This is a genomic window from Pedobacter lusitanus, from assembly GCF_040026395.1.
Lineage (GTDB): Bacteria > Bacteroidota > Bacteroidia > Sphingobacteriales > Sphingobacteriaceae > Pedobacter > Pedobacter lusitanus.
Genome location: NZ_CP157278.1, coordinates 2,272,882 through 2,294,582 on the forward strand (window position 1 = coordinate 2,272,882; position 21,701 = coordinate 2,294,582).

Here is a 21,701-nt window from a genome sequence, read left to right on the forward strand (position 1 = left end):
TTAATCATTTATCCATCTTACTTTTTCTGCCATCGGGGTACGTTTTGGTAAACGGGGTTCTTCATTATGAAAACCCATATAAAACAGTCCAAAACATTTTTCGTTCGGTGCCAGATCCAGATAATCATTAAGCAGGCTGATCATTCCCGGAGAGCTCCAGTATGCCCCTATTTTCAAAGCTTCGGCTGTTAATGCCATATTCTGCACTGCACAGGCAAAAGCTGCGATTTCTTCCCATTCCGGAATAAGATCAGGATGCAGCTGGGCATTAAGCACGATAACACAACTTGATTGTACCGCCTTCTCTATGATTCCGTCATATTTCTTTTGAAGGAACTGAGCTTCTGGTGTCTCCTGCTTGTATAAACGTGCTAATTCTTCCCCCAGCTTACGTTTTCCTTCATTACGGCAAACGATAAATCTCCAGGGCTGTGTCAGCTTGTGCGTAGGTGCATAATTTGCACTTTCCAGTACCTGAGTAATTAATGCTTCAGGAATTTCTTCCTGAGTATAACTTGGCGGGAAAATGCTCCGTCTGCGCTGTATAATAGAACTAAGTATATTTATTTCACTTTCCATAATATTACAAAAATAACATTTTAAACGTGCTGTAAGTTTATTACATAAATATTCGCTTCAATTGATCAGGAAATCCGTTAATGAATCGTCTCTGTACAAAGCATTTTATTAAATAATCGTTACCTTTGCGGCTTATTTTTGTGCAATATGATTTCAGTTTCTAATTTATCCCTGCGTTACGGAAAACGTACCCTATTTGAAGATGTTAACCTTAAGTTCACTCCCGGCAATTGCTATGGTGTAATCGGAGCGAATGGTGCGGGTAAATCAACTTTCTTAAAAATTCTATCAGGTGAGGTTAACCAGACTTCTGGTAGCGTAGCTTTTACGCCTGGAGAACGTATGGCGGTTTTAAAACAAAATCACTATGAATATGATGAGTTCACAGTTATTGAGACCGTTATGATCGGTCATAAAGAGCTGTATGACATCATGAAAGAGAAAGATGCAATTTATCTGAAAGAAGATTTCACAGATAAAGACGGCGAGCGTGCCGGTGAACTGGAAAACAGATTTGCAGAAATGGATGGCTGGAATATGGAAAGCAATGCCGCGACCATGTTAAGCAATCTTGGAATTAAAGAAGAATATCACTACAAACAGATCAAGGAACTGGATGGTAAACAAAAAGTACGTGTGCTGCTTGCACAAGCCCTTTTCGGTAATCCTGACATTCTTTTACTGGATGAGCCAACGAATGACCTGGATATAGAAACTATTGCCTGGTTAGAGAACTTCCTGGCTGATTATCAAAGTACTGTACTGGTTGTTTCACACGACAGGCACTTTTTAGATGCTGTTTGTACACATATCGTAGATATTGACTTTAGCAAAATGAGTATTTACTCAGGTAACTATACCTTCTGGTATGAGTCAAGTCAGTTAGCTTTAAAACAGCGCAGTGATCAGAACAAAAAACTGGAAGAAAAAGTAAAGGAATTGCAGGAATTTATCCAGCGTTTCAGTGCGAATGCTTCCAAATCCAAACAGGCAACTTCACGTAAGAAAGCTCTTGATAAGATCGATCTTACAGAGATTAAACCTTCCAGCCGTAAATACCCTGCCATTATGTTTAATAATGTAGGTGGCAGAGAAGCTGGTGATCAGATTCTTCAGGTGGAAGACCTTGCTTTCAGTACTAATGGAGAAGTCTTGTTTAAAGGTGTAAACTTCATGGTGAATAAAGGTGATAAAATTGCTATAGTTTCACAAAACAGTTTAGCAACAACTGCTTTTTATAATGTATTAACAGGCCGCGAAAAGAACTATACAGGAGAATTCAAATATGGAGTAACAATCAATACTGCAGATATTCCAAATGATAACTCTGCCTATTTTGATGGTAAAGACATGAACCTTGTCGACTGGTTGAGAGAATATTCTGATACAGATAAAGATGAGCAGTTTGTAAGAAGTTTCCTGGGCAGAATGCTGTTCTCTGGAGAAGAAGTACTTAAAAACTGTAAAGTATTATCAGGAGGTGAGAAAATGCGTTGTATGTTCTCTCAAATGATGTTAAGACAAGCCAACCTGTTATTATTTGATGAGCCAACCAATCACCTGGATCTGGAATCAATCACAGCATTGAATAATGGTCTTAAAGATTTCAAAGGAACAATCTTATTTACTTCACGAGATCATGCTTTGACTGAATCGGTAGCAACAAGAATTATCGAACTGACTCCTAACGGATCAATTGATAAAATGATGAGCTATGATGATTATATCAATAGTGAAGATGTAGCTCAGTTAAGAGCAGAATTGTATAAATAAGCTGGTAACAGAATAAAAAAAAGGCTGTCTGAGAATTTCAGACAGCCTTTTTTTTTATTCGAATGACAATAAATTACTTAACTGCAGCTGTTGCCGTGGCTATCTTCTTTTTATTGAAACTCTTTTGTAAACTGTTATACAAATTTTTAGCTGTATAATGCCCCGGATCAATGATCCTTCTGATTGTGTAAAGCGGATTTACCTCATCCATTGGTGTAGACAAAATAAATGCAGCTTTAAAGCCATGTTCTTTTAGTTTATGCAGGTTTGCAGCTTTGAAAACACCATAAGGGTAAGCAAAATACTGCACCTTTTTACCTGTTATTTTCTCTAGCGTCTGTGTAGGTTTGTCAATCTGAATATCCCAGTCTTCATCTGTAAACTGCGCGAAATTTTTATGGTTCCAGGTATGACTCGCAATTACATGTCCCTGGTCTGAAAGCTCCTTAATCTGTGCTTTACTCATATATCTTGGTCTGCCGATAGAAACAGTCATAATAAAAAACACACCTTTAAATCCATGTTTCTTTAACTCTGAAGCACCTACTGTATACTGATCCAGATCGGTATCATCAAAAGTTATCATGATAGGCTTAGCCGGCAATTTCTTCCCGTAAACCAGATAATCGTACAACTGATCCGGTAAAATTGTATGATACCCGCTATCAGCCAGCATTTTTATATGTTCTTTGAAATTAGCCGGAGGAATAATATCATCATGTGCTCTCTTAGAATCTGATGCTTTCCAGTCCCTGATTTGATGGTAACACAATACCGGGACTTGTTTACGTAATAGAATCGTTTTAGCATCTGCTGCAACAGATTTCACAGTATCTTTTGGATTATCAGTCACTGCGGCAGAATCCTGTGCTGTTTGAACAGCCTGTTTTCCCCGACCTGACTGACAAGAGAAAAGAAACAGTGAAAGAAAAAGAAATAACGAATTAGGGTATGTTTTCATAGACACAAAAGTAAAAAATGATTTTACAATTAGTCCCGGAAATTACTGATACCCTTTTATAAAAATTTGTTAAATTTAAGTATGGAAAAAGAAGAAATCAAATCAATACTGGAAACAGTCGAACAACAAGTCAGCTCTTCTATCCTTGGCGGTATGGAAGAAGCTTATGAAGAACTGGAGCGTCTGGGTTATATTATAATTCACCCGGATAGTGCTCATCCCTCCGCCACAATTACTCAAAAGGGAGAAGATTTCCTGGAGAACTACTAAAAAAGAAGGTCTGAATGAATTAACTGTCATCAGACCTTCTTTACCTTTTACAAACCGGATTACTATTTTACGTCTGTCTTATTTCTGATCAGCCATTGCTTGTATCTGCCTTCCAGAAAACCAAGTGTATCATCCATATATTCTCTTGTACTTACGGTAAAGTGATCACCCGGATAATATTGAAACGTTACTGAAGCATTTATGGATTTCATTTCCTGTTCAAATAACTTCACCGGGTAATTGAGCAGAAAGTTATCATCATTACCTATCGATACTCTTATTTTTCCCTCAAGATCTTTCTGCAGTTCTTTCCAGTTGTTTTTTAGATATAAAGAGATATCATATTTTTTCCAGCTTTCGGCAGTAGCATGATTAATTGCCCCTGTTTGATTATCACAAATCTGTTCAGGTAAACCGTCTTTTCCTTTTTTACTGAAAACCGCTTCAAAAGAGCGCTGCTGCTCTCCTCTTGAAATAACATTTTCTACCTGATACATCTCTTTGACATAGGCAAAGGGAAATCTTCCCGCCACAGTCCCTCCCGGGTATGCCTGCCCTTTTTTATTATAATACAGATTACTATCCTGATAAAGATCCACCTTGGAGAAGCTCCGAAAGTCCACATAATCAGGACTACTGGAAGCTGTTGCTAAAAAGACCTCAGGATAATGCGTTTGCAGCCATAATACAGACCACCCGCCACTGCTATGTCCCATTAGCATTCTGGCGCCGTTACAACGATACTTTTGCTCCAGTAAAGGAATAAGTTCCTGTGTAAGCGCGTCACCCCATGGGCCGTTATTTTCACTGTTTGCATAAGCGGAGTGTCCCAGAGAACAGTTACCATCCAGAAATACCCTGATTACAGGCTCAGAACCTAATGAAATATGTTTCATACCGGCATTTCCGGAGATACGATGATAATCAGCCCCATAGCCAAATACAACAAATACCACAGGAAACTTTTTCTCCGGATTTTTATAGTATTCCAAAGGCAACTGTACAGCAGCACTTAACGAAAACGGCTTATGGTGAAAATCGCTTAGTAACCTGGAAGGCACATTCAGTTCCTTAATAAATTCAGATGCTGTAAATACCTGTTCAGGGACTACCTGGTCTGCCAGGATTGCGAACGATTGATTACGGTCTTTGCTGATTGAAATCTTCTGAGGTTTACTGTAGACATTACCCGGGCTTGCTGCTATAGATCTTCCGCCCAGATTCCGGTCCCATACGGCCTGAATATAATAATCGCCACGCTCTATATCTGATGGTATAACCGGATAAGAGACTGCGTGATTGTCAATCACAACATCCTCTCCTGATTTTATATTCTTTACATCTATAGCAAAGCAGGTTAATGGTTCAAATCCTATAGAAGCTGTTAATGGTTCAGTATTGTTTTTCGATAAGTACAGGAAAACCTTTCCTGTAAATGGCTTTTGAAGTGCAGATGAAGCATAAGCTACCTTAAATTGCTGTGCAAAGGAGCTTAAAGTAAGAGAAGACGCGAAAAACAGAATTGTAGTTATCTTTTTTATCATGGCAATTTAAAATATTGATCAGCTTTCTAATATACACCACATCCGCGATATTAACCAGAAAGAAATCAAATCACAATAAACCGGGCTACAAATTGTCTTAAAATATAAAAGCACTGTAGCGGGTGATGAATCCGCCAACAGTGCTTTCCCTATTAACTAAATAATGAAGATCAAATATACTACTTTTATTTTCAATTGCAACTATATTGCATTAAATATTTACAACTAATTTAATTTATACCATTTTCTAAAGTCCTTACTGAATAACATTAGCAAAAGGATTGACAAATAGCTGCTTATTTTGGTATTGAAGTGCCTCTTCTTCAGTAATCAGACAAGCCTTCAGTTCCTGATGCAATTGCTCTTTATGCAAATCCTGAGCAATAAATACCAATTCATTCATCCGGTCTCCATAATCCTTATCCCACCGCTTTTCTATTTCTTTTCTGTTTTCAGTAAAATCCTGATAATTCAACCTTTCTGAAGGTAGCATACTTGCCCACCAGGTTCCAGCACTTTCAATTCTCAGAGAACCACCTGCCTGAGAGAAATTCAGTGCTCTGTCGGGCATAGGTGCCAGCCAGAATAAACCTTTGGTCCTGATCACATTAGGTGGAAACTGTTCATTCAGATAATTCCATAAACGCTCCGGGTGAAAAGGTTTTGAAGACCGGAATACTGTGCTGCTGATTCCATACTCTTCAGTTTCTGGCTCATGTTCGGTATTCAGTTCCTTAATCCAGCCAGCCCCCTGTGAGGCTTCGTCAAAATCAAACAGCCCCGTATTCAATATTTCCTTAAGATCTACCTTGCTGAAAGAAGATTCAATTAATTTCGCCGAAGGATTCAGCTTTCTGACAACTGCTTTTAAAAGCAATAGATCTTGAGCAGATACCAGATCTGTTTTGTTAAGAATAATCACATTTGCAAACTCAATCTGGTCAGTAAGCAGGTTGACAATTGTCCGCTGATCCGCAACATCGTCTACCCATTCTCTGTCAATTAATAATTCATTCGTACCAAAGTCTTTTTTGAAATTAAAACAATCCACGACCGTAACCATCGTATCCAGTTTACTAAACTTACTTAAATCAATATTCATAGCCAGATCTACATAACTGAATGTCTGTGCCACAGGAACTGGCTCAGAAATACCAGTGCTTTCAATAATCAGATAATCAAACCGATCTTCTTTAGCCAGTTTCTCTACTTCGGCAATCAGATCTTCACGCAGGGTACAGCAAATACAGCCATTACTCATCTCCACGAGCTTTTCTTCGGTTCTGGACAACATATTTTCCCGCTGAACGGCATTTGCATCAATATTGATCTCCCCCATATCATTAACAATTAATGCTACACGCAGATTTTGCTTGTTATGAAGAATGTGATTAAGCAAAGTTGTTTTCCCACTGCCAAGAAATCCACTCAGCACAGTTACAGGTAATAATTTTGTTTTCATTTTATGTGTGTGTTTAATGATCATGTCTACCCTGGCACCTTTAACCGGACAATCAGATAATGCATTCAGTTGCAAATATATCAAACGCCAAAGTAAATGCAATTATATTGCATTTACTTTTACTAAGAAATAACAATTCTAAATAGTATCCGTTTTTTACAGCAGGAGGCACTAAAAATCAAAATCTGATTAGAAAGGTGCTCTTTAACCGTAGTAGCAAACTCTTTACACATACACTACATGCAATAAACTTGCATTTATTACTTTTGTTGAACAAAAAGCTTTGAGGGCTTATAAAATCATAAACACAAATGATATCCATTAAATCAGTTTCGCACAGCTATAACAATGCACATCGCATTGCCTTTAAAGACTGGGAAATCAATAACGGTGAGCAGTGGTTACTTCTGGGAGAATCTGGAAGCGGAAAAACCACTTTACTTCATGTACTTACAGGTATACTAAAACCAGCCGCCGGAGAAGTAAATATTGATGGTACATCAGTATATGCACTTAATTCCAGAGAACTCGATCAGTTCAGAGGTAGAAATATAGGCATTATTTTCCAGCGGCCTCACTTGATTAAAAGTCTGACCATTGCCGAGAACCTGATTATGGCACAGAGCTTTGCCCGGCTTCCTGAAGATCATCAGAGAGTTAATGAAGTCCTGGAATCTCTGGGGATAGCAGCTAAAAAGAATGCCTATCCAAATGAGTTAAGTCAGGGTCAGCTCCAGCGGGTATCTATAGCCAGAGCAGTGATCAACAAACCTGCTTTACTCATTGCCGATGAACCCACCTCCAGTCTGGATGATAAAAATGCCCTTGCTGTACTGGATTTACTGATGCAGCAGTCAGGCTTAAACCAGGCAACATTAATTGTCGCCACCCATGATAAAAGAGTTAAGGATGCATTTACTAATACTTACGAACTAAAATGAGCCCATTAAAAATCAGCTGGAAAAGCATATGGTCTAAACCACTCTCCTCCGCATTAAATATTATGCTCATTGCCTTTGGTACCGGCATTCTGACAATATTGCTTTTGGCATCCACCCAGATTGGTGAAAAATTAGATAATAACTCTAAAGATATTGACCTGGTAGTAGGCGCAAAAGGAAGTCCGCTTCAACTTATTCTGAGCAGCATCTACTATATTGATTTTCCTACCGGTAATATCCCGCTTAAAGCAGCTCAGGAACTGGCGCATAGTCCTTTTGTTAAAAAAGCTGTACCTCTGGCGCAGGGCGATAATTACCAGGGTATCAGAATTGTTGGTACCGACAGTAACTTTGTAAGTGTTTATAAATTAAAAACCGGTTCAGGCAAATTCTGGTCTGCCGATTTCGAGGTTACTATCGGGGCGGCTGTTGCTGCCAATCAGAGACTAAAAATCGGAGATACATTTTTCGGTGCTCACGGCTTAACAGGCAGCTCAGATATCCATAAAACACATGCCTATAAGGTAGTAGGAATTTTAACCCCGCAGGGCAATGTCACTGATAACCTTATCCTGACTAATATTTCAAGTGTCTGGAAAATGCATGAAGATCATGAAAGAGAAGAAGCTGCTGAGCATCATCAGGACAGCGAAGCCCATCAGCACGGAGACGGCCATGGCCATCATGAACATGAAAAACAAAGACCTGATCAGATCGGACAACAGGAAGAAAAAGAAATAACGGCTTTACTGATCCAATACCGCTCACCAATGTCTGTAGTGATGTTTCCAAGACTGGTGAATCAATCAACCAGCTTGCAGGCAGCCTCCCCTGCGATGGAGAGTACCCGTTTGTTTTCACTGATTGGTGTGGGCGTGGATACCTTACAATGGTTCGCACTGCTGATTATGCTCATTGCAGCAATCAGCGTATTTGTAAACCTTTATAACTCCCTGAAAGAAAGAAATTACGATCTGGCGATTATGCGTACACTGGGTGCTTCAAGAGGGCAGTTATTCCGGATAGTAATTTTTGAAGGCATCCTGCTTACTTTAGCCGGTACGGTTATTGGTATACTTTTGGGACATTTAGTACTTGAACTGATTGGAACCTATCAGGAAAGCAGCCAGGCGAAACTAAGCGGGATGAAATTTCAGCCGGATGAAATTTATTTATTTGTTGCCGGGCTGGCGATTGGTATATTTGCAGGAATTATTCCTGCACTGCAGGCTTACCGGTCAAATATTTCTAAGATATTGTCTAAAAACTAAATGTGAATATGTTATGAAACCATTGATCTTTATATTTTTACTTTTTTCAGGTTTCGCTGTAAAAGCTCAGCATAACCCAAATGACCAGATCACCTCTTCCAACTGGGATGTAATTGGCAGTGTTGATTTCAAAATTGTGAAGGATACCCAGATGTATCCGATCTACAATGCTGATATTAAAAAGTATGCAAATAAACCATTTGAACTGGAAGGATATTTAGTCCCTATTAAAGACGGGATGAAACAAACAAAATTCATGTTATCTACCCTTCCGATTAACCAGTGCTATTTCTGCGGAAAAAATGGTGTACCCATTATGGTGATGGTTGAGCTTGCTGAACCGATTAAATTCACTTATCAAACAATAACTATTAAAGGAATGCTTAAATTGAGCACTGGAAATGCGATGGATAATCCTCCAATTGCTTTAGTTAATGCAAAGTCAATATAACAAATATGAAAATCGACCCTACTCACATCTTAAAAGAACACTCCTTAAAACATACTAAACAAAGAGTTCGTGTTTTAGAAGAGATAGCTTTGGATACTGTCGCCATTTCACAACCTGAACTGGAAAAAAAGCTAGGTAAAGAAATTGACAGGGTAACACTTTACAGAATCCTGAATATTTATGAAGATAAAGGAATTCTGCACCGGATTATGGATATGAATGGCACTGCCAATTACGCAATCTGCTCTTCTTCCTGTTCAGAAGACCACCATCATGATGAGCATATACATTTTAACTGTACCAGCTGCCATAAAATATACTGTCTGGACGTAGCAGTACCGCATAGCACCATGCCAAAAGGTTTTACAGCGAAAACTGTTAATACAACAGCTTACGGGATTTGCGAAAAATGCAACCTGTCAGTTAAAAAGAATTAAGCTGACCGGTTATTCAGCCTTTCAAAATCTTTCAGATACAAAAAAGGTGCGGATATATATCCGCACCTTTTTTGTTATTTATCAGGACTAGTGTCCCTGATGTCCGTCAGCACCATGTGCATGACCATGACTTAATTCTTCTTCAGTTGCTTCACGTACTGAAAGGATTTTACCACCAAAGATCAGGTTTTTACCAGCCATCGGGTGATTAAGATCTACCGAGATAGTTGTATCGTGTACAGCAGTAACACCGGCTCTGAAATGATTTCCTTCGTTATCCTGTAATGGAATAACATCACCTACGTTAGGCAGGTCAACATCTTTGAACATTTCTTTTGGTAAGTCAGCAAAAGCTCCCGGATCTAAATCTCCGTAACCATCAGCTGCGCTTAACTCAAATTTATATTCATCACCAACATTTAATCCAGTTAAATGTTCTTCAAATTTAGGTAACATCATACCTGCACCGTATAAGAAGACCAATGCGTTTTGCTCATCAGCTTTTTCTACGAAAACTTGTTGTCCCTCTTCATTAGTCGTATGCAATTCGTACGTTAATGAAACTACTGTATTGGGTTTAATACTCATTGGAATCCTATTTAGTTAATTAATTTTAATGCTTCTTCAACTGTTGTTACAGGCAGCTGACATGATTTATTTCGGCAAATATAGATTTTTGTTTCAATGCTTTGCTTATCTTTTAACAAAGGAAGCACAGAATTTGTTCCCGCAAGCATAATTTTATTTGGGATATACCTCTTGCTCAGCTCTTTCCTGATCTGATTAATAGAATCACCTGTTAAAGCAATTTCACTGATTCCGAACACTTCATTCATCAGTTGAATGGCCCAGTTGGAATATGCGGAGCCATAGGTCTTAATTTGAGGATGCACCGCAGCAAGCATGGCATCAGCTTTATCCGTATAACGGATTTCATCAAATAATAGTCCCAGATGTTTCAGATTCTGCGCCATTACAGAGTTGGCCGCAGGAATAACATTGTCCATAATCTCATGTTTGCGGGCAATCAGAGACTCACCATTTGCCGGCGTATAGAATAACATCGGGCTGTCCAGATCACGGAAATTACTCAGTACCCATTCTGTTAGTCTTTTAGCTTCCAGCAACCAGCGATCTTCAAAATCTGCTTCATACAAAGCAATCAGTGCAGCGATAAAGAAAGCATAATCATCCAGGAAACCTGTGATTGAGGCTCTGTTATGCTTGTAATTCCGATATAATCCGCCATTTTCAGTACTCATATCAGAAAGAATAAAATCTGCCGCTTTTTTAGCCGCCAGATAAAAATCTTCGCGGTCAAAAATCTGACTGCTTTGCGCAAGCGTACTGATCATCATTCCATTCCAGGCCGTCAGACATTTATCATCCAAACCCGGATGAGTCCTTTTATGACGTACTGCCAGTAACTTTTCTTTAGCAAGATTCAGTTTCTCTGTAAAATCAGCAAGTGGAATATCTTTAAGCTCAGCATATTCTTCAGGCGTATATTTTCTCAAAAGAATATTGACCTCTTCCTCCTCCCAGTTTCCGTAAGGTGTTACATTAAAATATTCTGCCATCAATGCAGCATCATTCCCCAGTATCTTTTCAAATTCCAGTAAATCCCAAACGTAAAATTTACCTTCTATCCCTTCGCTATCCGCATCCAGTGCCGAATAAAACAGCCCCTCAGGAGAAGTCATTTCTCTTTCAACCCAGGTAACAGACTCAATAGCGATGTCCTTAAACAATTGATTACCTGACAACTGAAAAGCCTCAGCATATAAACCTATCAGCTGTGCATTATCATAAAGCATTTTCTCAAAATGAGGAACATGCCAGTTGCTGTCTACTGAATATCTTGCAAAACCGCCACCTATCTGATCGTAGATACCTCCGAAAGCCATTTTCTCCAGGGTAAGCAGGGTAGCTACATGGGTTGCATTGTCATTCATTAAATGACTGTAACGCAGCAAAAACTGCCAGTTATTAGGCAAAGGAAATTTAGGTGCCCGGTTATACCCCCCTTCAATCATATCAAAATTACGCTTCCATGGTGCAGTAATTTCCTGAAGGTCCGTCTGCGTATAAGCCGTAGTTCTGATATTCGGGATAACCTTTTCCGAATTTCGGATACCTTCAGTTAACCGGACTGCATATTGTTCAGCTTTGCCAGGTTCGGTTTCCCACAAATCAGCAACACTTAATAAAACACTGATCCAGTCATCCTTTTTGAAATAAGTACCCCCGTAAATCGGGCGCTGATCCGGCAAACAGATACAATTAAGCGGCCAGCCTCCGCTACCCGTCATCAGCTGTATCGCCAGCATATATATCTGATCAATATCCGGTCTTTCTTCGCGGTCTACCTTAATACAAACAAAATGTTTATTCATCACTTCAGCAACCTCATGCAATTCAAAGCTTTCACGCTCCATTACATGACACCAGTGACAGGCTGAATAACCAATACTGACCAGGATCAGCTTGTTTTCCCGTTTTGCTTTTGTCAATGCTTCTTCGCCCCATTCATACCAGTTTACAGGATTATAAGCATGCTGCAGCAAGTAAGGGGAAGATGCATTTATTAAACTATTAGGTTCCAGATTCATAAAACAAAGATAAAAACAATTCTGCTGGAGAGCGACAATCTTATCCTACATCAACTTTTCCGGACGCTTTACAGGGTATATTTGTATAACAAAAATCAGAACATCTTGTTGTTAAAATGTTTTAAAGCAATTGTTTTGATCATCCAAAAAGGAGAAACAAAATGAGGAAATTAATTGAGAAAATTGTAACAAAACCTGCTCAGCCAGGTATGGTTGGAGACGGATTCAGAGTATTTAATTATATACCAGGAGCAGATATCTCTAAAAGAAGAATCAGTCCGTTTTTATTACTCGATTTTAATGCAGAATATGATTTTGGTCCCTCAGATCATCTGAGAGGGGTAGATGTACACCCACATAAAGGTTTTGAAACCGTAACTATTGCTTATAAAGGCAGCGTTGCCCATCATGACAGTGCCGGCAACAGCGGTATTATTAATGCCGGGGATGTACAATGGATGACTGCCGGAGAAGGAATTCTTCATAAAGAATATCATGAAGAAAAATTCTCCAGAACAGGCGGCCCTTTTGAAATGGTTCAGTTGTGGGTAAATCTGCCTAAAAAAGACAAATCAGTTATTGCCCATTACCAGGCATTAACAGCAGCTTGTATGGGGAAAGCAGAACTGCCTGACAACGCTGGTACAGTCCATGTAATTGCCGGAAATTTTAACGGTATAAGCGGCCCTGCTGAAACTTATACACCAGTAAACTTGTTTGATATTAAACTCAATGAAGGCGGAGAATTAACCACTTCGATAACTGCTGCACACCATACAGCTTTACTGGTTGTCAATGGTAGTATACTCGTAAATGATGAGATAGCCGGAGAACATAGTTTTGTATTGTTTGAGAATGAAGGAGAAGAGATCCATATTAAAGCCAATCAGAAAAGTGTTATCTTGCTCTTAAGCGGTGAACCAATTGACGAACCTATAGTAAGTTATGGTCCATTTGTAATGAATACAGAAGAAGAAATCCATCAGGCAATTGACGATTTCAATAGTGGAAAATTTGGCGTATTGAACTAATTACTGAAAGACATGAATGAAGAATATGTAAATCTGCCCCTGGTTAAGAATCAGGACGAAAACCGGTTCGAACTTAAAGTAGGCGCTTATACCGCATTTATTGATTATAAAGAAAGAAGCAAAAAGATCTGGCTGATCCATACGGAAGCTCCTGAAGAGCTGAAGGGTAAAGGTGCAGCAACCGCAGTGATAGAAAAAACGCTGGCCTATATAGAAGAAAACGGATACAAACTCATTCCCTTATGTCCACTGGTGGTAGCTTATATAAAGCGTCACACGGAGTGGAACAGGATATTAGATTCAACCGTAGATCCTTTTTAGTTCAGCATAGATTAACCCATTAAACAAATGGCCCCTTTAAAAGGGCCGTTTGTTTAATAATTTGCCTGTCCTATATTCAAGCGGCTGATTTTTCCCTTTTCATCCAGCTGAAATCTGAAATAGGTTTTAAAATCGCCCCATTGATCACTATGAAATTTTCCATAGATAGCCAGGCCACCATCTTCCACACGGTCTATAACCGTAAAACGCTCATGCCCGATTGCCTTTTCAAAAAATGGCTTAAAATCCACTTCATTACCATCATCATATAATTTAGCATCAGCTGTAAATAAGGCAAACCAGGCTGTTTTATCTGCATTTTGTAAAGCGTCAATCGCTTTTTTGATAGTTTGATTTTTGATTTGGTCTGTTAGCATAGGATGAGCTGTTTTTCTAATAACATTTTGCTTTCCTAAAAGTTTGACCTGTCCACTTACTCCCGGAACAGCAAACAGAACAATGAAGATACAGGAACAAAAAATCTTCATCTGCTTTAGTTTGTAGCCCCTCCGTTAACCAGCAAATGCTGACCAGAGACAAAAGAAGAAAGATCTCCGGCAAAGAACTCAGCAAGATTGGCAACATCCTCAACTTCTGCCAGTCTGCCCATCGGACAGCTGTCCAGCAATTGTTTTCTGAGTTCAGGATAACTATCTGCCTCAGCAAAAATCCCTGACTTATCCACTGCGAAAGGAATGATAGAATTTACAGTCACCCCTCTGTGCCCGATTTCTTTAGCAAGGACATCAACCAGATAACGCGGCGTACTTTTACTGCCCCCGTAAATAGCCATTCCGGTGACCGGAAATGATGTAGTGCTGGACGCGATATAAATGATTCTGCCATGATCTGACACATGTTTTGCCGCCTGCTGCATCGTAAAATAAGACCCTTTGGTATTGATAGAGAAAAGTCTGTCAAACTGTTCTTCAGTAAAATCAACTACGGGCATCTCAACCATTTCTATACCCGCATTTGCTACAACTATATCTATTTTACCAAAAGCTGCAATTGCTTCTGCAAATAACCTTTCCAGCTCTGCTACTTTACTGACATCTGCTTTAACAGCCAGTACCTGAACACCCATTGCCTGAATATTACTCACAACCTCATCAGCCGATGCTTTATCTCTCGAATAATTAATCACGATATCAGCGCCCAATGCAGCATAACGTTCTGCGATCGCTTTGCCTAAACCCCTGGCCGAGCCCGTGATTAAAGCAACTTTATTTTTTAAATCGTACATGATAATAAATTTTATAATCTTAAGCCATTCCACCGTTAACACCAATATTTTGCGCAGTAATCCATTTGGCTTCATCACTTGCCAGAAATACAACCACCTTTGCAATATCTTCCGGATCACCGATACGGTTAAAAGCTGAAAGAGAAGCTAACCTGTCAATCACTTCCTGAGATTTACCGTTGGTAAATAATTCCGTATTGGTAGGGCCTGGAGAAATGGAATTGACATTGATCCCGCGGCTGCCTGCTTCTTTAGAAAATACACGGGTTAATTGTTCTACAGCGGCTTTGGTTGCTACATAAGTTGCATAACCAGGCAGCATAATCCGGTTAACTGAGGTGGAAAAATTGATAATACTTCCTTTATCTTCCAGACGTGTGGCTGCCTCACGCATGGTATTAAATGTCCCTCTGACATTGATATCAAACTGACGGGTAAACTCTTCGTCTGTAGTATCTTTTATCAGTTTGGTAATCATAATACCAGCATTATTAACCAGTACATCTATTTTACCATAATGAGCAATAGCAGTATCAAACAGATTTTTCACCTGATCTGTCTTACTGACATCAGCCTGTATGGCAAAGGCATCCCCGCCATCCTGTCTGATATATTCAACAGTTTGGTCTGCAGCCTCTTTCCCTCCGGCATAATTAACGATTATTTTTGCTCCTGCAGCTGCAAGCTGATGGGCTATAGCTGCCCCTATTCCTCTTGATGCACCTGTTACCAGAATTACTTTTCCATTTAGCGTTTTCATAATTGCTTTGTTTTTAATGACATCACAAAGATGAGGATTAGCCTTGCCTGAAAAATATGAAGATGATAGGATAAGATATGAATATCTAAGATGTGCGGCCGGCTTGCTGTTTACGATACAAAACCGGAGAAAGATCAGTATGTTTTTTGAAGTAATTGCTAAAATTTGCAGACTCGCTGAACCCCAGCCGATAGGCAACTTCCTTAATAGAAACAGCCGAATTCTGCAACATAGACTTAGCCTCAGCGATAGTTTTTTCAGCTATCCAGGTTCCTATAGCCTTTCCTGTTTTACTTCTGATCACATTATTCAGATAATTGGGATGAAGATGCTGTGCATCGGCATAGTCCTGCACCCTGAACATTACCTGTGCCTGGCCGGATGCTAATTGCCGGTAATGTTTTTCCAGTGTTCTTTTAAAGCTTTTCACAATCTGCGAACTGCGGTTACCTTCATAAATCGGATTATAGTCTAACCAGAAATATGCTTTGATCTTTAAAAGTAAAACGACAAATAAGTTGCCTATCATTCTGTTTTTATAGATACAATCACCAAAATAAATCCCGGCAATCTGATGATAAAGCTGCTCAAATTCTGAAAATAGCTGAGCATCCAGCACTCTGGGCGGAACCGTTTCAGCTAAAAGGAAAGGGAATTCATCAAAAATATCAGCATGTACATTTTCTTTGAGAAAGGATTCACTTAAAGTAATCAGGTAAACCTCGTTCAGCGTTCGCCATTCAAATGATTTAAAATGCCCCGGATTAGTAAAATAGACCGTGCCTGGTTTGGTTTCAAAAATCTGTTCGTCAGTGGTATATTTTCCGGTAGCATCTTTGACAAAAACGAAGGAAAAGAAATTTGTTCTGTAGACCGGGGACTGATAAGGGACATCCTTATGAATGTCTTTCAGATCGTGAATTGTAAAATCAGCCTCGTCATCGATAAACTCTTCGGGCAGCCCCAGATAACGGTATTGATCCAGTAATTTATTAAAGACCAGTGTTTTATCTGTAGACTTCATCTGAGCAGGTGTTAAACCTTTTAAAATTACATGAATTTGTCCATAAACAGCCTGATTGCAGGGACAAATATTTAGCCTTTTTCTAACTTAGTATACCTGATGCTGATTAGAAAAACGATCAGGTTTAAAGATAAATTGCGTTTTGCCAAAATTATAATCACCCAGATCCCGGAGAGTATGCAGACACAGGAGTATTTAAGCAGAATAAATTATCAGGAAAAAGCTATCGCAGATTTAGCATCCCTGCAGGGTTTAATGAAAGCACATTTGTTAAATGTACCTTTTGAGAACCTGGATATTCACCAAAAGGTCTGGATAGCTCTGGATGAAGAAAAGATTTATACTAAAATTGTACATCAGCGCAGAGGCGGCTTTTGCTATGAATTAAATGGAGTTTTCAGGCAGCTGCTGATACAGATAGGTTTTGATGTACAGTTAATCGGGGCTAAAGTATTTCAGTCCGCTACCCAAACTTTCTCGCCGCCAACAGACCATATGGCTTTATTGGTCAGAACCGCCGGAGAAACCTATCTGGCTGATGTGGGTTTTGGTGATTTCATTTCAGTTCCGATCAGAATCAGTGCATTGACTCATCATGAAGAAGCCTGTGGCAGATTCAGACTTACACAAACAGATGAATATTATTATGTAGTTGAAAAATATGACGAGAAAACTGCTGTTTATATTCCGTGTTATACTTTCACTACTGCCCCCCTGTTATTAAATGATTTTACCCATAGCTGTTATTATCATCAGTTATCACCAGATTCCAATTTTACCAAAAACAAAGTTTGCTCTGTACTAACTGAAACAGGCAGAAAAACAATTACCCAGGCTAAATTTATGGTAACCACAGATGGAGTTAAAACCGAGCAGCCAGTTCCGGATGAAGCAGCTTTCAGTTTATGGCTTGCCAAAGAGTTTGCTATCAGCCTATAATCCTGATCAGGATATGAGATAAGCTATAGCAACAGGAAGGCCGGAAAATATCCGGCCCTGAACAAAATATCTGATTGGCAGAGCACCTATTTTTTAAGATGCATCTCAAAGTTCTGAACCCAACTTTTTCCGTTATCAGTAGAAAGTTCTCCTTTTTCTGTCCATTCATTAGCTGTGTACAGGATAGTAAAACGGGTAATCCCGCCCCTTCCCGGAAGACTCCAGATTAAACTTCCAGGCTGAACTTCAGGTGTAATATCAGCTACATAACCAAATGCAGCAGCTGTCCAGCGATAATTCTGTTTCGCATTGTCATAAGTAAAGATGGTAAAAGCCTGATGCACAGGTTTACCTGTCTTTTTATCTTTCCCTCTCCCGTCAATAGTCAGTAGTCCGCCATTTAACTGCACGGCAACAACCTCTGTCTGATCAAATAAATGCTTCTCCCCATCGGGCATGAGCATCCATCCTTCACCAGTCCAGGTTCCTGCAAGCCTATTGGCGTCTTTCATTTTTTCCAGCTGTACAGCCACCGGATTCTGCTGTGCAGTTACATGGATTGCCAGAAGCAGCAAAGGTATCATAAGGTATTTCTTCATTTTTCTGAGGTTTATCTGATGTTGTAAAAGTAAATGAATGATCTTATCCGGCAGGTGTAAAAAAACGACTTTTCAGATCAGCTGATTTTCTATAAGCTTTAAATGCTGCTGAAATTTACTCAATGGATAACCTGAGATATTACGGAAGGATTTGTAAAAATGAGCAGGATCTGTATACCCTCTGTCAGTTATCATTTCGATTTTACTTCTTTGTGCAACACACAAGTCAATGATCGCTTTTCTCAATCGCCGGAGCTGCGAGAACTGTTTCATGGTCATCCCTGTTGCTTTTATAAATTTCCTTTCCAGCTGGCGCGGACTTATGCAAACCCGGCTGGTAACTTCTTTCGCTGTGATACTGCCATTGTGATCAATAATCAGTTGTATACCTTTGGCCACGTGCTCATCCGGAGCAAAAAAGACCTGCTGCTTCCTTAAGACCAAAGCATGATCTGCAACAGATACCTCTTCAAATGCAGGACCGATCTGACTTAATAAAGTCTGCTGCCAGTCACTCATTTCCATAGCAGGTATCAATGTACTCTGATCCTTACAGCTAAAAGGATCTGCAGCATGCAACCATTCTGCATAACCAGGTTTTATCCTGATTCCGAAAAATACAGTACCTGGCTGTATCGTAATTTCCCTGACTATAGTTGAAGGTCCGGCAAACAGTATAAAACGTCTTTCTGCAGAACTGACAAAAAGCAGGTTACAACAACCTTCGGGTGGAAAAACATGTTGCAGTGGAGCAGTCATATCAGCACCAACTGTAAATTTCCAGTAACACTCTATCCTGTCCCTTAATGCAGTAACAGGCAGAAACTCTTTATAAGCGATCATCTGATTACAAAATAAACAATAAAAACACAGGATTCTTTTAGTTAAGACTGACCGTGCTGAGTAAACTGCTATTGAAGATTGAAGCCGGCGAAATCACTGTTTCATTCAGGGGGATATGCGTTCCATATCTTGCTTTCATCTTTTGACGGACAATATCATTTGATAAATCAAAATCACGCAGTTTTTCCAGTTTCCCGATCTCCAGTCCGGTAGCCCGCTGATAGATTTTCCAGATCAGTTCAGAACAATAGATCCGGTCATCAGACCACTCGAAAGTAAGGTCATAATTTTTCCCGCTAAGGTCCTGCCCCACCTTTTTCATCTTCATCACTACAGCAGGTTTAAGCACCTGATCTGCATGGCGAAGTCTTTTAAGCACAAACGCCTTTCCCTGCCCCCTGGCAATCCACTGTGCCAGCGGTGTGCGCTTTACCTGACTGATGGCTTCGAGTACAAAATAGCCGTTCTTATCTTTAAAAATAATTCCACAGTGTGAATACTTCGATTTTGTAGCCAGCTGAATAGCCTTGCTTTGCGCAGAAAGTGACGTTTGAAAGATAAGATCTCCTTCTTTAACCAGGCAGGATTTAAGCTGGGCATAAAGCCCTGCTGGTGAAACCAGCACAATCATGATCAGTATAGTTTTTTTGATAAAATACATCGGTAAACAACTATTTATATAGAGCGACACCAGGAAAATCCGGTGCCGCTGCAATACTATAGAATATTTACTGTAACCGGGACAGCTATGCCATTAAAAATATCTGTAATTGTAACTCTGGCTTTATTGTTACCAGTACCTAAAGTTACATTGATCACTGCCTTTCTTTTTTCAGGCAGGATTTCATTAACAGTTTGAATAACTGCTCCCGAAGCATTCAGGATCTCAACTTTCGAAGAAAACTGCGGGCTGAGATTAGCAGTTACTTTCCAGTCTACGGTAACCGTGCCTCCACTATATTTAGCAGTAACGCTATTCACTGATCCCACGGTTAAAACCGGCTGATCACCCTGATTCGTTTGTGCCGGCAAGTTTAGTGTTCTGCCCGTTCCAAATGCCACGGACGGGGTAACAGTCCCACCATGCTCCATAAAATAAGCATCCTCTGTAGCATCATAACCCGAATTAAAGCTTCGGTCATAGATTCCGTTTCTACCTGCATCATTTGCATTTGCACTAAAAGAACGGCTGGTATGTTTTTGCCACTGGTTGCTGGTATTCAGATTCCAGCAATCCTTAAAAAATGCTTTTCTTTCAAAACGTCCGTCATCGGCAGCATTGGTTCCATCCCAGTTTTCAAGGAAAGCATCATTTCCAGAACCCAGGAAAGTGGTTCGCTCAGGAATAGCCAGTGTAGAAGTATGAAACCAGTTACCAGTTGATAAGTTCTGTATAAAAGTACCAATGAACAGCTCTCCATTTAGCTTCCAGGAACGGATAGCAATATTATACCAGGTATCTTTTACCCATTTATAAGGATTGATGGTTTTATAACCATCTCCTTCTCCGCCAAACCGGCTGGACACTGTTCCCGCTCCGGTATAAGCAACCCTCGAATAGATTTTTCCCGCAGTATTAGGGTCCCATAAAGAAGCAATCAGGATATTTGGCGTGCCGAAAGACTTATCCGGCGTTTGCTGTAAACCATTATATCCTCCTGAAAAGTTATTGACAGAGAAATACTCTTTATTAGCAGTTTTGGTAATTTTAATCTTCTGCATCTTAAGGATAGCATCCGATGGAAAAGAAAAAAACAAATGTTCTGAAGGTGCTGCATTTTCTCCGGTAACAGCCGTGACAGCCGTTTGTCCGGCAGTTTTGCCTGTTGGTGGGTTAACAGATTTCGCACAGCCCGTCAGGAGCATCAGCGCATAAATAGAAAGGCTGAGTGGCAGCATGGTTTTAGCTAAATGTTTCATAGGTAAAGGTTTTAATTTTATACCTATAAGTTAAAGAAAGCAGCAGAGACAGCCAGATAATATCACTGCGCAAACGTTTGATTTACAATCAGTCATCATTTAACTGATTGAACTATCCCCGTCTTGTACAGCGCCAATGCCTGCTGTAAAACAGTTTCTATCGTGGTTAGTGGTAAATCTTCAGCTGCGTTAAACAGCATGATTTTCATTCTTGATCTTTTTTCGGTGATTAGATCCGGATGATCCAGTCTTTTCCCTTCTACTATACCAATATAAGGCTGATGTAGCTTTTTATGTACCCATAAATAACAGAACATTTTCCCTTTATAGTAGAAAAATGGCATCCCATATTTCCAGGCAGCAGCTATATCCTGATCCTGTTTCAGTATAATTTCACTGAGTGCAAGCAGACAGCTGCGCACAGGTTCCTCTTTTTGGAGATAAAAATTATCAGATGCGGTGATCATTCAACTAAAATAAATATTTTTTATTCCTGCTGAAAAAAAAGACAGATGTCGACTTCCAGTTTTTCAGCAACCAGTACAAGCATGGTGATATTGCAATCGGTCAGCCCCAGTTCTACCCGGCTGATCTGATGCGGATCAACTCCGCACCTGAATGCAAATTCAGCTATGGTCCAACCCTTAAGCTCACGTAATTTCCTTACGTTACGGCCGACGATCAGGATTGCTTCCTGATTCCGCCTCTTCTTAAATT

General features: G+C 39.7%; 25 protein-coding genes. 9 read left to right on the top strand and 16 right to left on the bottom strand.

The features are described 5' to 3' along the window. Nucleotides 1-579: a nitroreductase family protein gene (locus PL_RS09500; RefSeq protein WP_041886519.1), complete on the bottom strand. Its 579-nt coding sequence runs from the start codon at nt 577-579 to the stop codon at nt 1-3. A 147-nt stretch (nt 580-726) separates the two neighbouring features. On the opposite strand from PL_RS09500, the gene PL_RS09505 reads away from it, so the two are divergent. Then, nucleotides 727-2,352: an ABC-F family ATP-binding cassette domain-containing protein gene (locus tag PL_RS09505; protein ID WP_041886517.1), complete on the top strand. Its 1,626-nt coding sequence runs from the start codon at nt 727-729 to the stop codon at nt 2,350-2,352. A gap of 73 nt (nt 2,353-2,425) precedes the next feature. Here the strand turns inward: PL_RS09505 and PL_RS09510 are convergent, their stop codons facing one another. Beyond that, complete coding sequence (locus tag PL_RS09510) at nt 2,426-3,313, bottom strand: polysaccharide deacetylase family protein (RefSeq protein ID WP_041886516.1); 888 nt, start codon at nt 3,311-3,313, stop codon at nt 2,426-2,428. Nucleotides 3,314-3,379: 66 nt separating this feature from the next. On the opposite strand from PL_RS09510, the gene PL_RS09515 reads away from it, so the two are divergent. After that, complete coding sequence (locus tag PL_RS09515; protein WP_348621539.1) at nt 3,380-3,583, top strand: hypothetical protein; 204 nt, start codon at nt 3,380-3,382, stop codon at nt 3,581-3,583. Between the two features lie 62 nt (nt 3,584-3,645). On the opposite strand, the gene PL_RS09520 is transcribed toward PL_RS09515, so the two are convergent. Then, entirely contained in the window at nt 3,646-5,127 is a 1,482-nt protein-coding gene (locus PL_RS09520; RefSeq protein WP_348621541.1) for an alpha/beta hydrolase-fold protein, read from the bottom strand. A gap of 256 nt (nt 5,128-5,383) precedes the next feature. Then, nucleotides 5,384-6,589, bottom strand: coding sequence for a GTP-binding protein (locus PL_RS09525; protein ID WP_041886534.1), 1,206 nt, complete (start codon nt 6,587-6,589; stop codon nt 5,384-5,386). Nucleotides 6,590-6,900: 311 nt separating this feature from the next. Between PL_RS09525 and PL_RS09530 the strand changes: the two genes are divergently transcribed. The 4 genes from PL_RS09530 to PL_RS09545 are packed head-to-tail and all read left to right on the top strand — an operon-like array spanning nt 6,901 to nt 9,689. Beyond that, entirely contained in the window at nt 6,901-7,530 is a 630-nt protein-coding gene (locus PL_RS09530) for an ABC transporter ATP-binding protein (protein ID WP_041886508.1), read from the top strand. Next, nucleotides 7,527-8,801 (top strand): ABC transporter permease, encoded by a 1,275-nt coding sequence (locus PL_RS09535; protein ID WP_041886505.1) that lies wholly within the window; start codon nt 7,527-7,529, stop codon nt 8,799-8,801. The genes PL_RS09530 and PL_RS09535 overlap by 4 nt, the downstream gene beginning before the upstream one ends. 13 nt (nt 8,802-8,814) lie before the next feature. Next, complete coding sequence (locus tag PL_RS09540; RefSeq protein ID WP_041886502.1) at nt 8,815-9,252, top strand: hypothetical protein; 438 nt, start codon at nt 8,815-8,817, stop codon at nt 9,250-9,252. Nucleotides 9,253-9,257: 5 nt separating this feature from the next. Next, nucleotides 9,258-9,689, top strand: coding sequence for a Fur family transcriptional regulator (locus PL_RS09545; protein WP_041886499.1), 432 nt, complete (start codon nt 9,258-9,260; stop codon nt 9,687-9,689). Between the two features lie 87 nt (nt 9,690-9,776). Here the strand turns inward: PL_RS09545 and PL_RS09550 are convergent, their stop codons facing one another. After that, nucleotides 9,777-10,277 carry an FKBP-type peptidyl-prolyl cis-trans isomerase gene (locus PL_RS09550; protein ID WP_348621545.1) on the bottom strand — a complete coding sequence of 167 codons (501 nt, stop codon included), beginning with the start codon at nt 10,275-10,277 and terminating at the stop codon, nt 9,777-9,779. A gap of 11 nt (nt 10,278-10,288) precedes the next feature. After that, the gene (locus PL_RS09555) at nt 10,289-12,301 is read right to left on the bottom strand and encodes a thioredoxin domain-containing protein (protein WP_052495935.1); all 2,013 of its coding nucleotides are present in this window, start codon (nt 12,299-12,301) and stop codon (nt 10,289-10,291) included. 161 nt (nt 12,302-12,462) lie between these two features. Here PL_RS09555 and PL_RS09560 point away from each other — a divergent pair, with 161 nt between their 5' ends. Continuing rightward, a complete protein-coding gene (locus PL_RS09560; RefSeq protein WP_041877127.1) occupies nt 12,463-13,332 on the top strand; it encodes a pirin family protein in 870 nt (289 codons plus the stop codon). Nucleotides 13,333-13,344: 12 nt separating this feature from the next. Further along, a complete protein-coding gene (locus tag PL_RS09565) occupies nt 13,345-13,653 on the top strand; it encodes a GNAT family N-acetyltransferase (RefSeq protein WP_041877130.1) in 309 nt (102 codons plus the stop codon). A 53-nt stretch (nt 13,654-13,706) separates the two neighbouring features. On the opposite strand, the gene PL_RS09570 is transcribed toward PL_RS09565, so the two are convergent. The 4 genes from PL_RS09570 to PL_RS09585 form a co-directional block, all read right to left on the bottom strand. Further along, the gene (locus PL_RS09570; protein WP_082035752.1) at nt 13,707-14,141 is read right to left on the bottom strand and encodes a nuclear transport factor 2 family protein; all 435 of its coding nucleotides are present in this window, start codon (nt 14,139-14,141) and stop codon (nt 13,707-13,709) included. Nucleotides 14,142-14,146: 5 nt separating this feature from the next. Continuing rightward, entirely contained in the window at nt 14,147-14,899 is a 753-nt protein-coding gene (locus PL_RS09575) for an SDR family oxidoreductase (RefSeq protein WP_041877132.1), read from the bottom strand. Nucleotides 14,900-14,918: 19 nt separating this feature from the next. Next, entirely contained in the window at nt 14,919-15,659 is a 741-nt protein-coding gene (locus PL_RS09580) for an SDR family oxidoreductase (RefSeq protein WP_041877135.1), read from the bottom strand. An 85-nt stretch (nt 15,660-15,744) separates the two neighbouring features. After that, nucleotides 15,745-16,683 (bottom strand): helix-turn-helix domain-containing protein, encoded by a 939-nt coding sequence (locus tag PL_RS09585; protein WP_041877137.1) that lies wholly within the window; start codon nt 16,681-16,683, stop codon nt 15,745-15,747. Between the two features lie 99 nt (nt 16,684-16,782). On the opposite strand from PL_RS09585, the gene PL_RS09590 reads away from it, so the two are divergent. After that, on the top strand, nt 16,783-17,622 hold the full coding sequence (locus tag PL_RS09590; RefSeq protein WP_052495936.1) for an arylamine N-acetyltransferase family protein: 840 nt from the start codon (nt 16,783-16,785) through the stop codon (nt 17,620-17,622). A gap of 86 nt (nt 17,623-17,708) precedes the next feature. On the opposite strand, the gene PL_RS09595 is transcribed toward PL_RS09590, so the two are convergent. The 6 genes from PL_RS09595 to PL_RS26000 all read right to left on the bottom strand — a co-directional run bounded on the left by PL_RS09595 (nt 17,709) and on the right by PL_RS26000 (nt 21,672). Beyond that, nucleotides 17,709-18,221 carry a hypothetical protein gene (locus PL_RS09595; protein ID WP_041877139.1) on the bottom strand — a complete coding sequence of 171 codons (513 nt, stop codon included), beginning with the start codon at nt 18,219-18,221 and terminating at the stop codon, nt 17,709-17,711. Nucleotides 18,222-18,293: 72 nt separating this feature from the next. Next, nucleotides 18,294-19,064 carry a helix-turn-helix domain-containing protein gene (locus PL_RS09600; RefSeq protein ID WP_041877142.1) on the bottom strand — a complete coding sequence of 257 codons (771 nt, stop codon included), beginning with the start codon at nt 19,062-19,064 and terminating at the stop codon, nt 18,294-18,296. A 37-nt stretch (nt 19,065-19,101) separates the two neighbouring features. Further along, nucleotides 19,102-19,725 carry a YiiX family permuted papain-like enzyme gene (locus tag PL_RS09605; RefSeq protein WP_041877144.1) on the bottom strand — a complete coding sequence of 208 codons (624 nt, stop codon included), beginning with the start codon at nt 19,723-19,725 and terminating at the stop codon, nt 19,102-19,104. A gap of 56 nt (nt 19,726-19,781) precedes the next feature. Next, nucleotides 19,782-20,984: a DUF3472 domain-containing protein gene (locus PL_RS09610; RefSeq protein WP_052495937.1), complete on the bottom strand. Its 1,203-nt coding sequence runs from the start codon at nt 20,982-20,984 to the stop codon at nt 19,782-19,784. Between the two features lie 95 nt (nt 20,985-21,079). After that, nucleotides 21,080-21,451 (bottom strand): DUF1801 domain-containing protein, encoded by a 372-nt coding sequence (locus PL_RS09615; RefSeq protein WP_041877146.1) that lies wholly within the window; start codon nt 21,449-21,451, stop codon nt 21,080-21,082. A 20-nt stretch (nt 21,452-21,471) separates the two neighbouring features. Then, nucleotides 21,472-21,672 carry a helix-turn-helix domain-containing protein gene (locus tag PL_RS26000; RefSeq protein ID WP_082035754.1) on the bottom strand — a complete coding sequence of 67 codons (201 nt, stop codon included), beginning with the start codon at nt 21,670-21,672 and terminating at the stop codon, nt 21,472-21,474. Nucleotides 21,673-21,701 lie beyond the last annotated feature (29 nt).

What these genes read in the sequence shown, in the direction of transcription:
- PL_RS09565 (WP_041877130.1), top strand. Translation starts at nt 13,345, where the DNA reads ATGAATGAAGAATATGTAAATCTGCCCCTGGTTAAGAATCAGGACGAA.
- PL_RS09610 (WP_052495937.1), bottom strand. Translation starts at nt 20,984, where the DNA reads ATGAAACATTTAGCTAAAACCATGCTGCCACTCAGCCTTTCTATTTAT.
- PL_RS09575 (WP_041877132.1), bottom strand. Translation starts at nt 14,899, where the DNA reads ATGTACGATTTAAAAAATAAAGTTGCTTTAATCACGGGCTCGGCCAGG.
- PL_RS09530 (WP_041886508.1), top strand. Translation starts at nt 6,901, where the DNA reads ATGATATCCATTAAATCAGTTTCGCACAGCTATAACAATGCACATCGC.
- PL_RS09520 (WP_348621541.1), bottom strand. Translation starts at nt 5,127, where the DNA reads ATGATAAAAAAGATAACTACAATTCTGTTTTTCGCGTCTTCTCTTACT.
- PL_RS09615 (WP_041877146.1), bottom strand. Translation starts at nt 21,451, where the DNA reads ATGATCACCGCATCTGATAATTTTTATCTCCAAAAAGAGGAACCTGTG.
- PL_RS09545 (WP_041886499.1), top strand. Translation starts at nt 9,258, where the DNA reads ATGAAAATCGACCCTACTCACATCTTAAAAGAACACTCCTTAAAACAT.
- PL_RS09505 (WP_041886517.1), top strand. Translation starts at nt 727, where the DNA reads ATGATTTCAGTTTCTAATTTATCCCTGCGTTACGGAAAACGTACCCTA.
- PL_RS09595 (WP_041877139.1), bottom strand. Translation starts at nt 18,221, where the DNA reads ATGAAGAAATACCTTATGATACCTTTGCTGCTTCTGGCAATCCATGTA.
- PL_RS09535 (WP_041886505.1), top strand. Translation starts at nt 7,527, where the DNA reads ATGAGCCCATTAAAAATCAGCTGGAAAAGCATATGGTCTAAACCACTC.
- PL_RS09605 (WP_041877144.1), bottom strand. Translation starts at nt 19,725, where the DNA reads ATGTATTTTATCAAAAAAACTATACTGATCATGATTGTGCTGGTTTCA.
- PL_RS09600 (WP_041877142.1), bottom strand. Translation starts at nt 19,064, where the DNA reads ATGATCGCTTATAAAGAGTTTCTGCCTGTTACTGCATTAAGGGACAGG.
- PL_RS09510 (WP_041886516.1), bottom strand. Translation starts at nt 3,313, where the DNA reads ATGAAAACATACCCTAATTCGTTATTTCTTTTTCTTTCACTGTTTCTT.
- PL_RS09500 (WP_041886519.1), bottom strand. Translation starts at nt 579, where the DNA reads ATGGAAAGTGAAATAAATATACTTAGTTCTATTATACAGCGCAGACGG.
- PL_RS09580 (WP_041877135.1), bottom strand. Translation starts at nt 15,659, where the DNA reads ATGAAAACGCTAAATGGAAAAGTAATTCTGGTAACAGGTGCATCAAGA.
- PL_RS09555 (WP_052495935.1), bottom strand. Translation starts at nt 12,301, where the DNA reads ATGAATCTGGAACCTAATAGTTTAATAAATGCATCTTCCCCTTACTTG.
- PL_RS09570 (WP_082035752.1), bottom strand. Translation starts at nt 14,141, where the DNA reads ATGAAGATTTTTTGTTCCTGTATCTTCATTGTTCTGTTTGCTGTTCCG.
- PL_RS09540 (WP_041886502.1), top strand. Translation starts at nt 8,815, where the DNA reads ATGAAACCATTGATCTTTATATTTTTACTTTTTTCAGGTTTCGCTGTA.
- PL_RS09585 (WP_041877137.1), bottom strand. Translation starts at nt 16,683, where the DNA reads ATGAAGTCTACAGATAAAACACTGGTCTTTAATAAATTACTGGATCAA.
- PL_RS09550 (WP_348621545.1), bottom strand. Translation starts at nt 10,277, where the DNA reads ATGAGTATTAAACCCAATACAGTAGTTTCATTAACGTACGAATTGCAT.
- PL_RS09560 (WP_041877127.1), top strand. Translation starts at nt 12,463, where the DNA reads ATGAGGAAATTAATTGAGAAAATTGTAACAAAACCTGCTCAGCCAGGT.
- PL_RS09590 (WP_052495936.1), top strand. Translation starts at nt 16,783, where the DNA reads ATGCTGATTAGAAAAACGATCAGGTTTAAAGATAAATTGCGTTTTGCC.
- PL_RS09525 (WP_041886534.1), bottom strand. Translation starts at nt 6,589, where the DNA reads ATGAAAACAAAATTATTACCTGTAACTGTGCTGAGTGGATTTCTTGGC.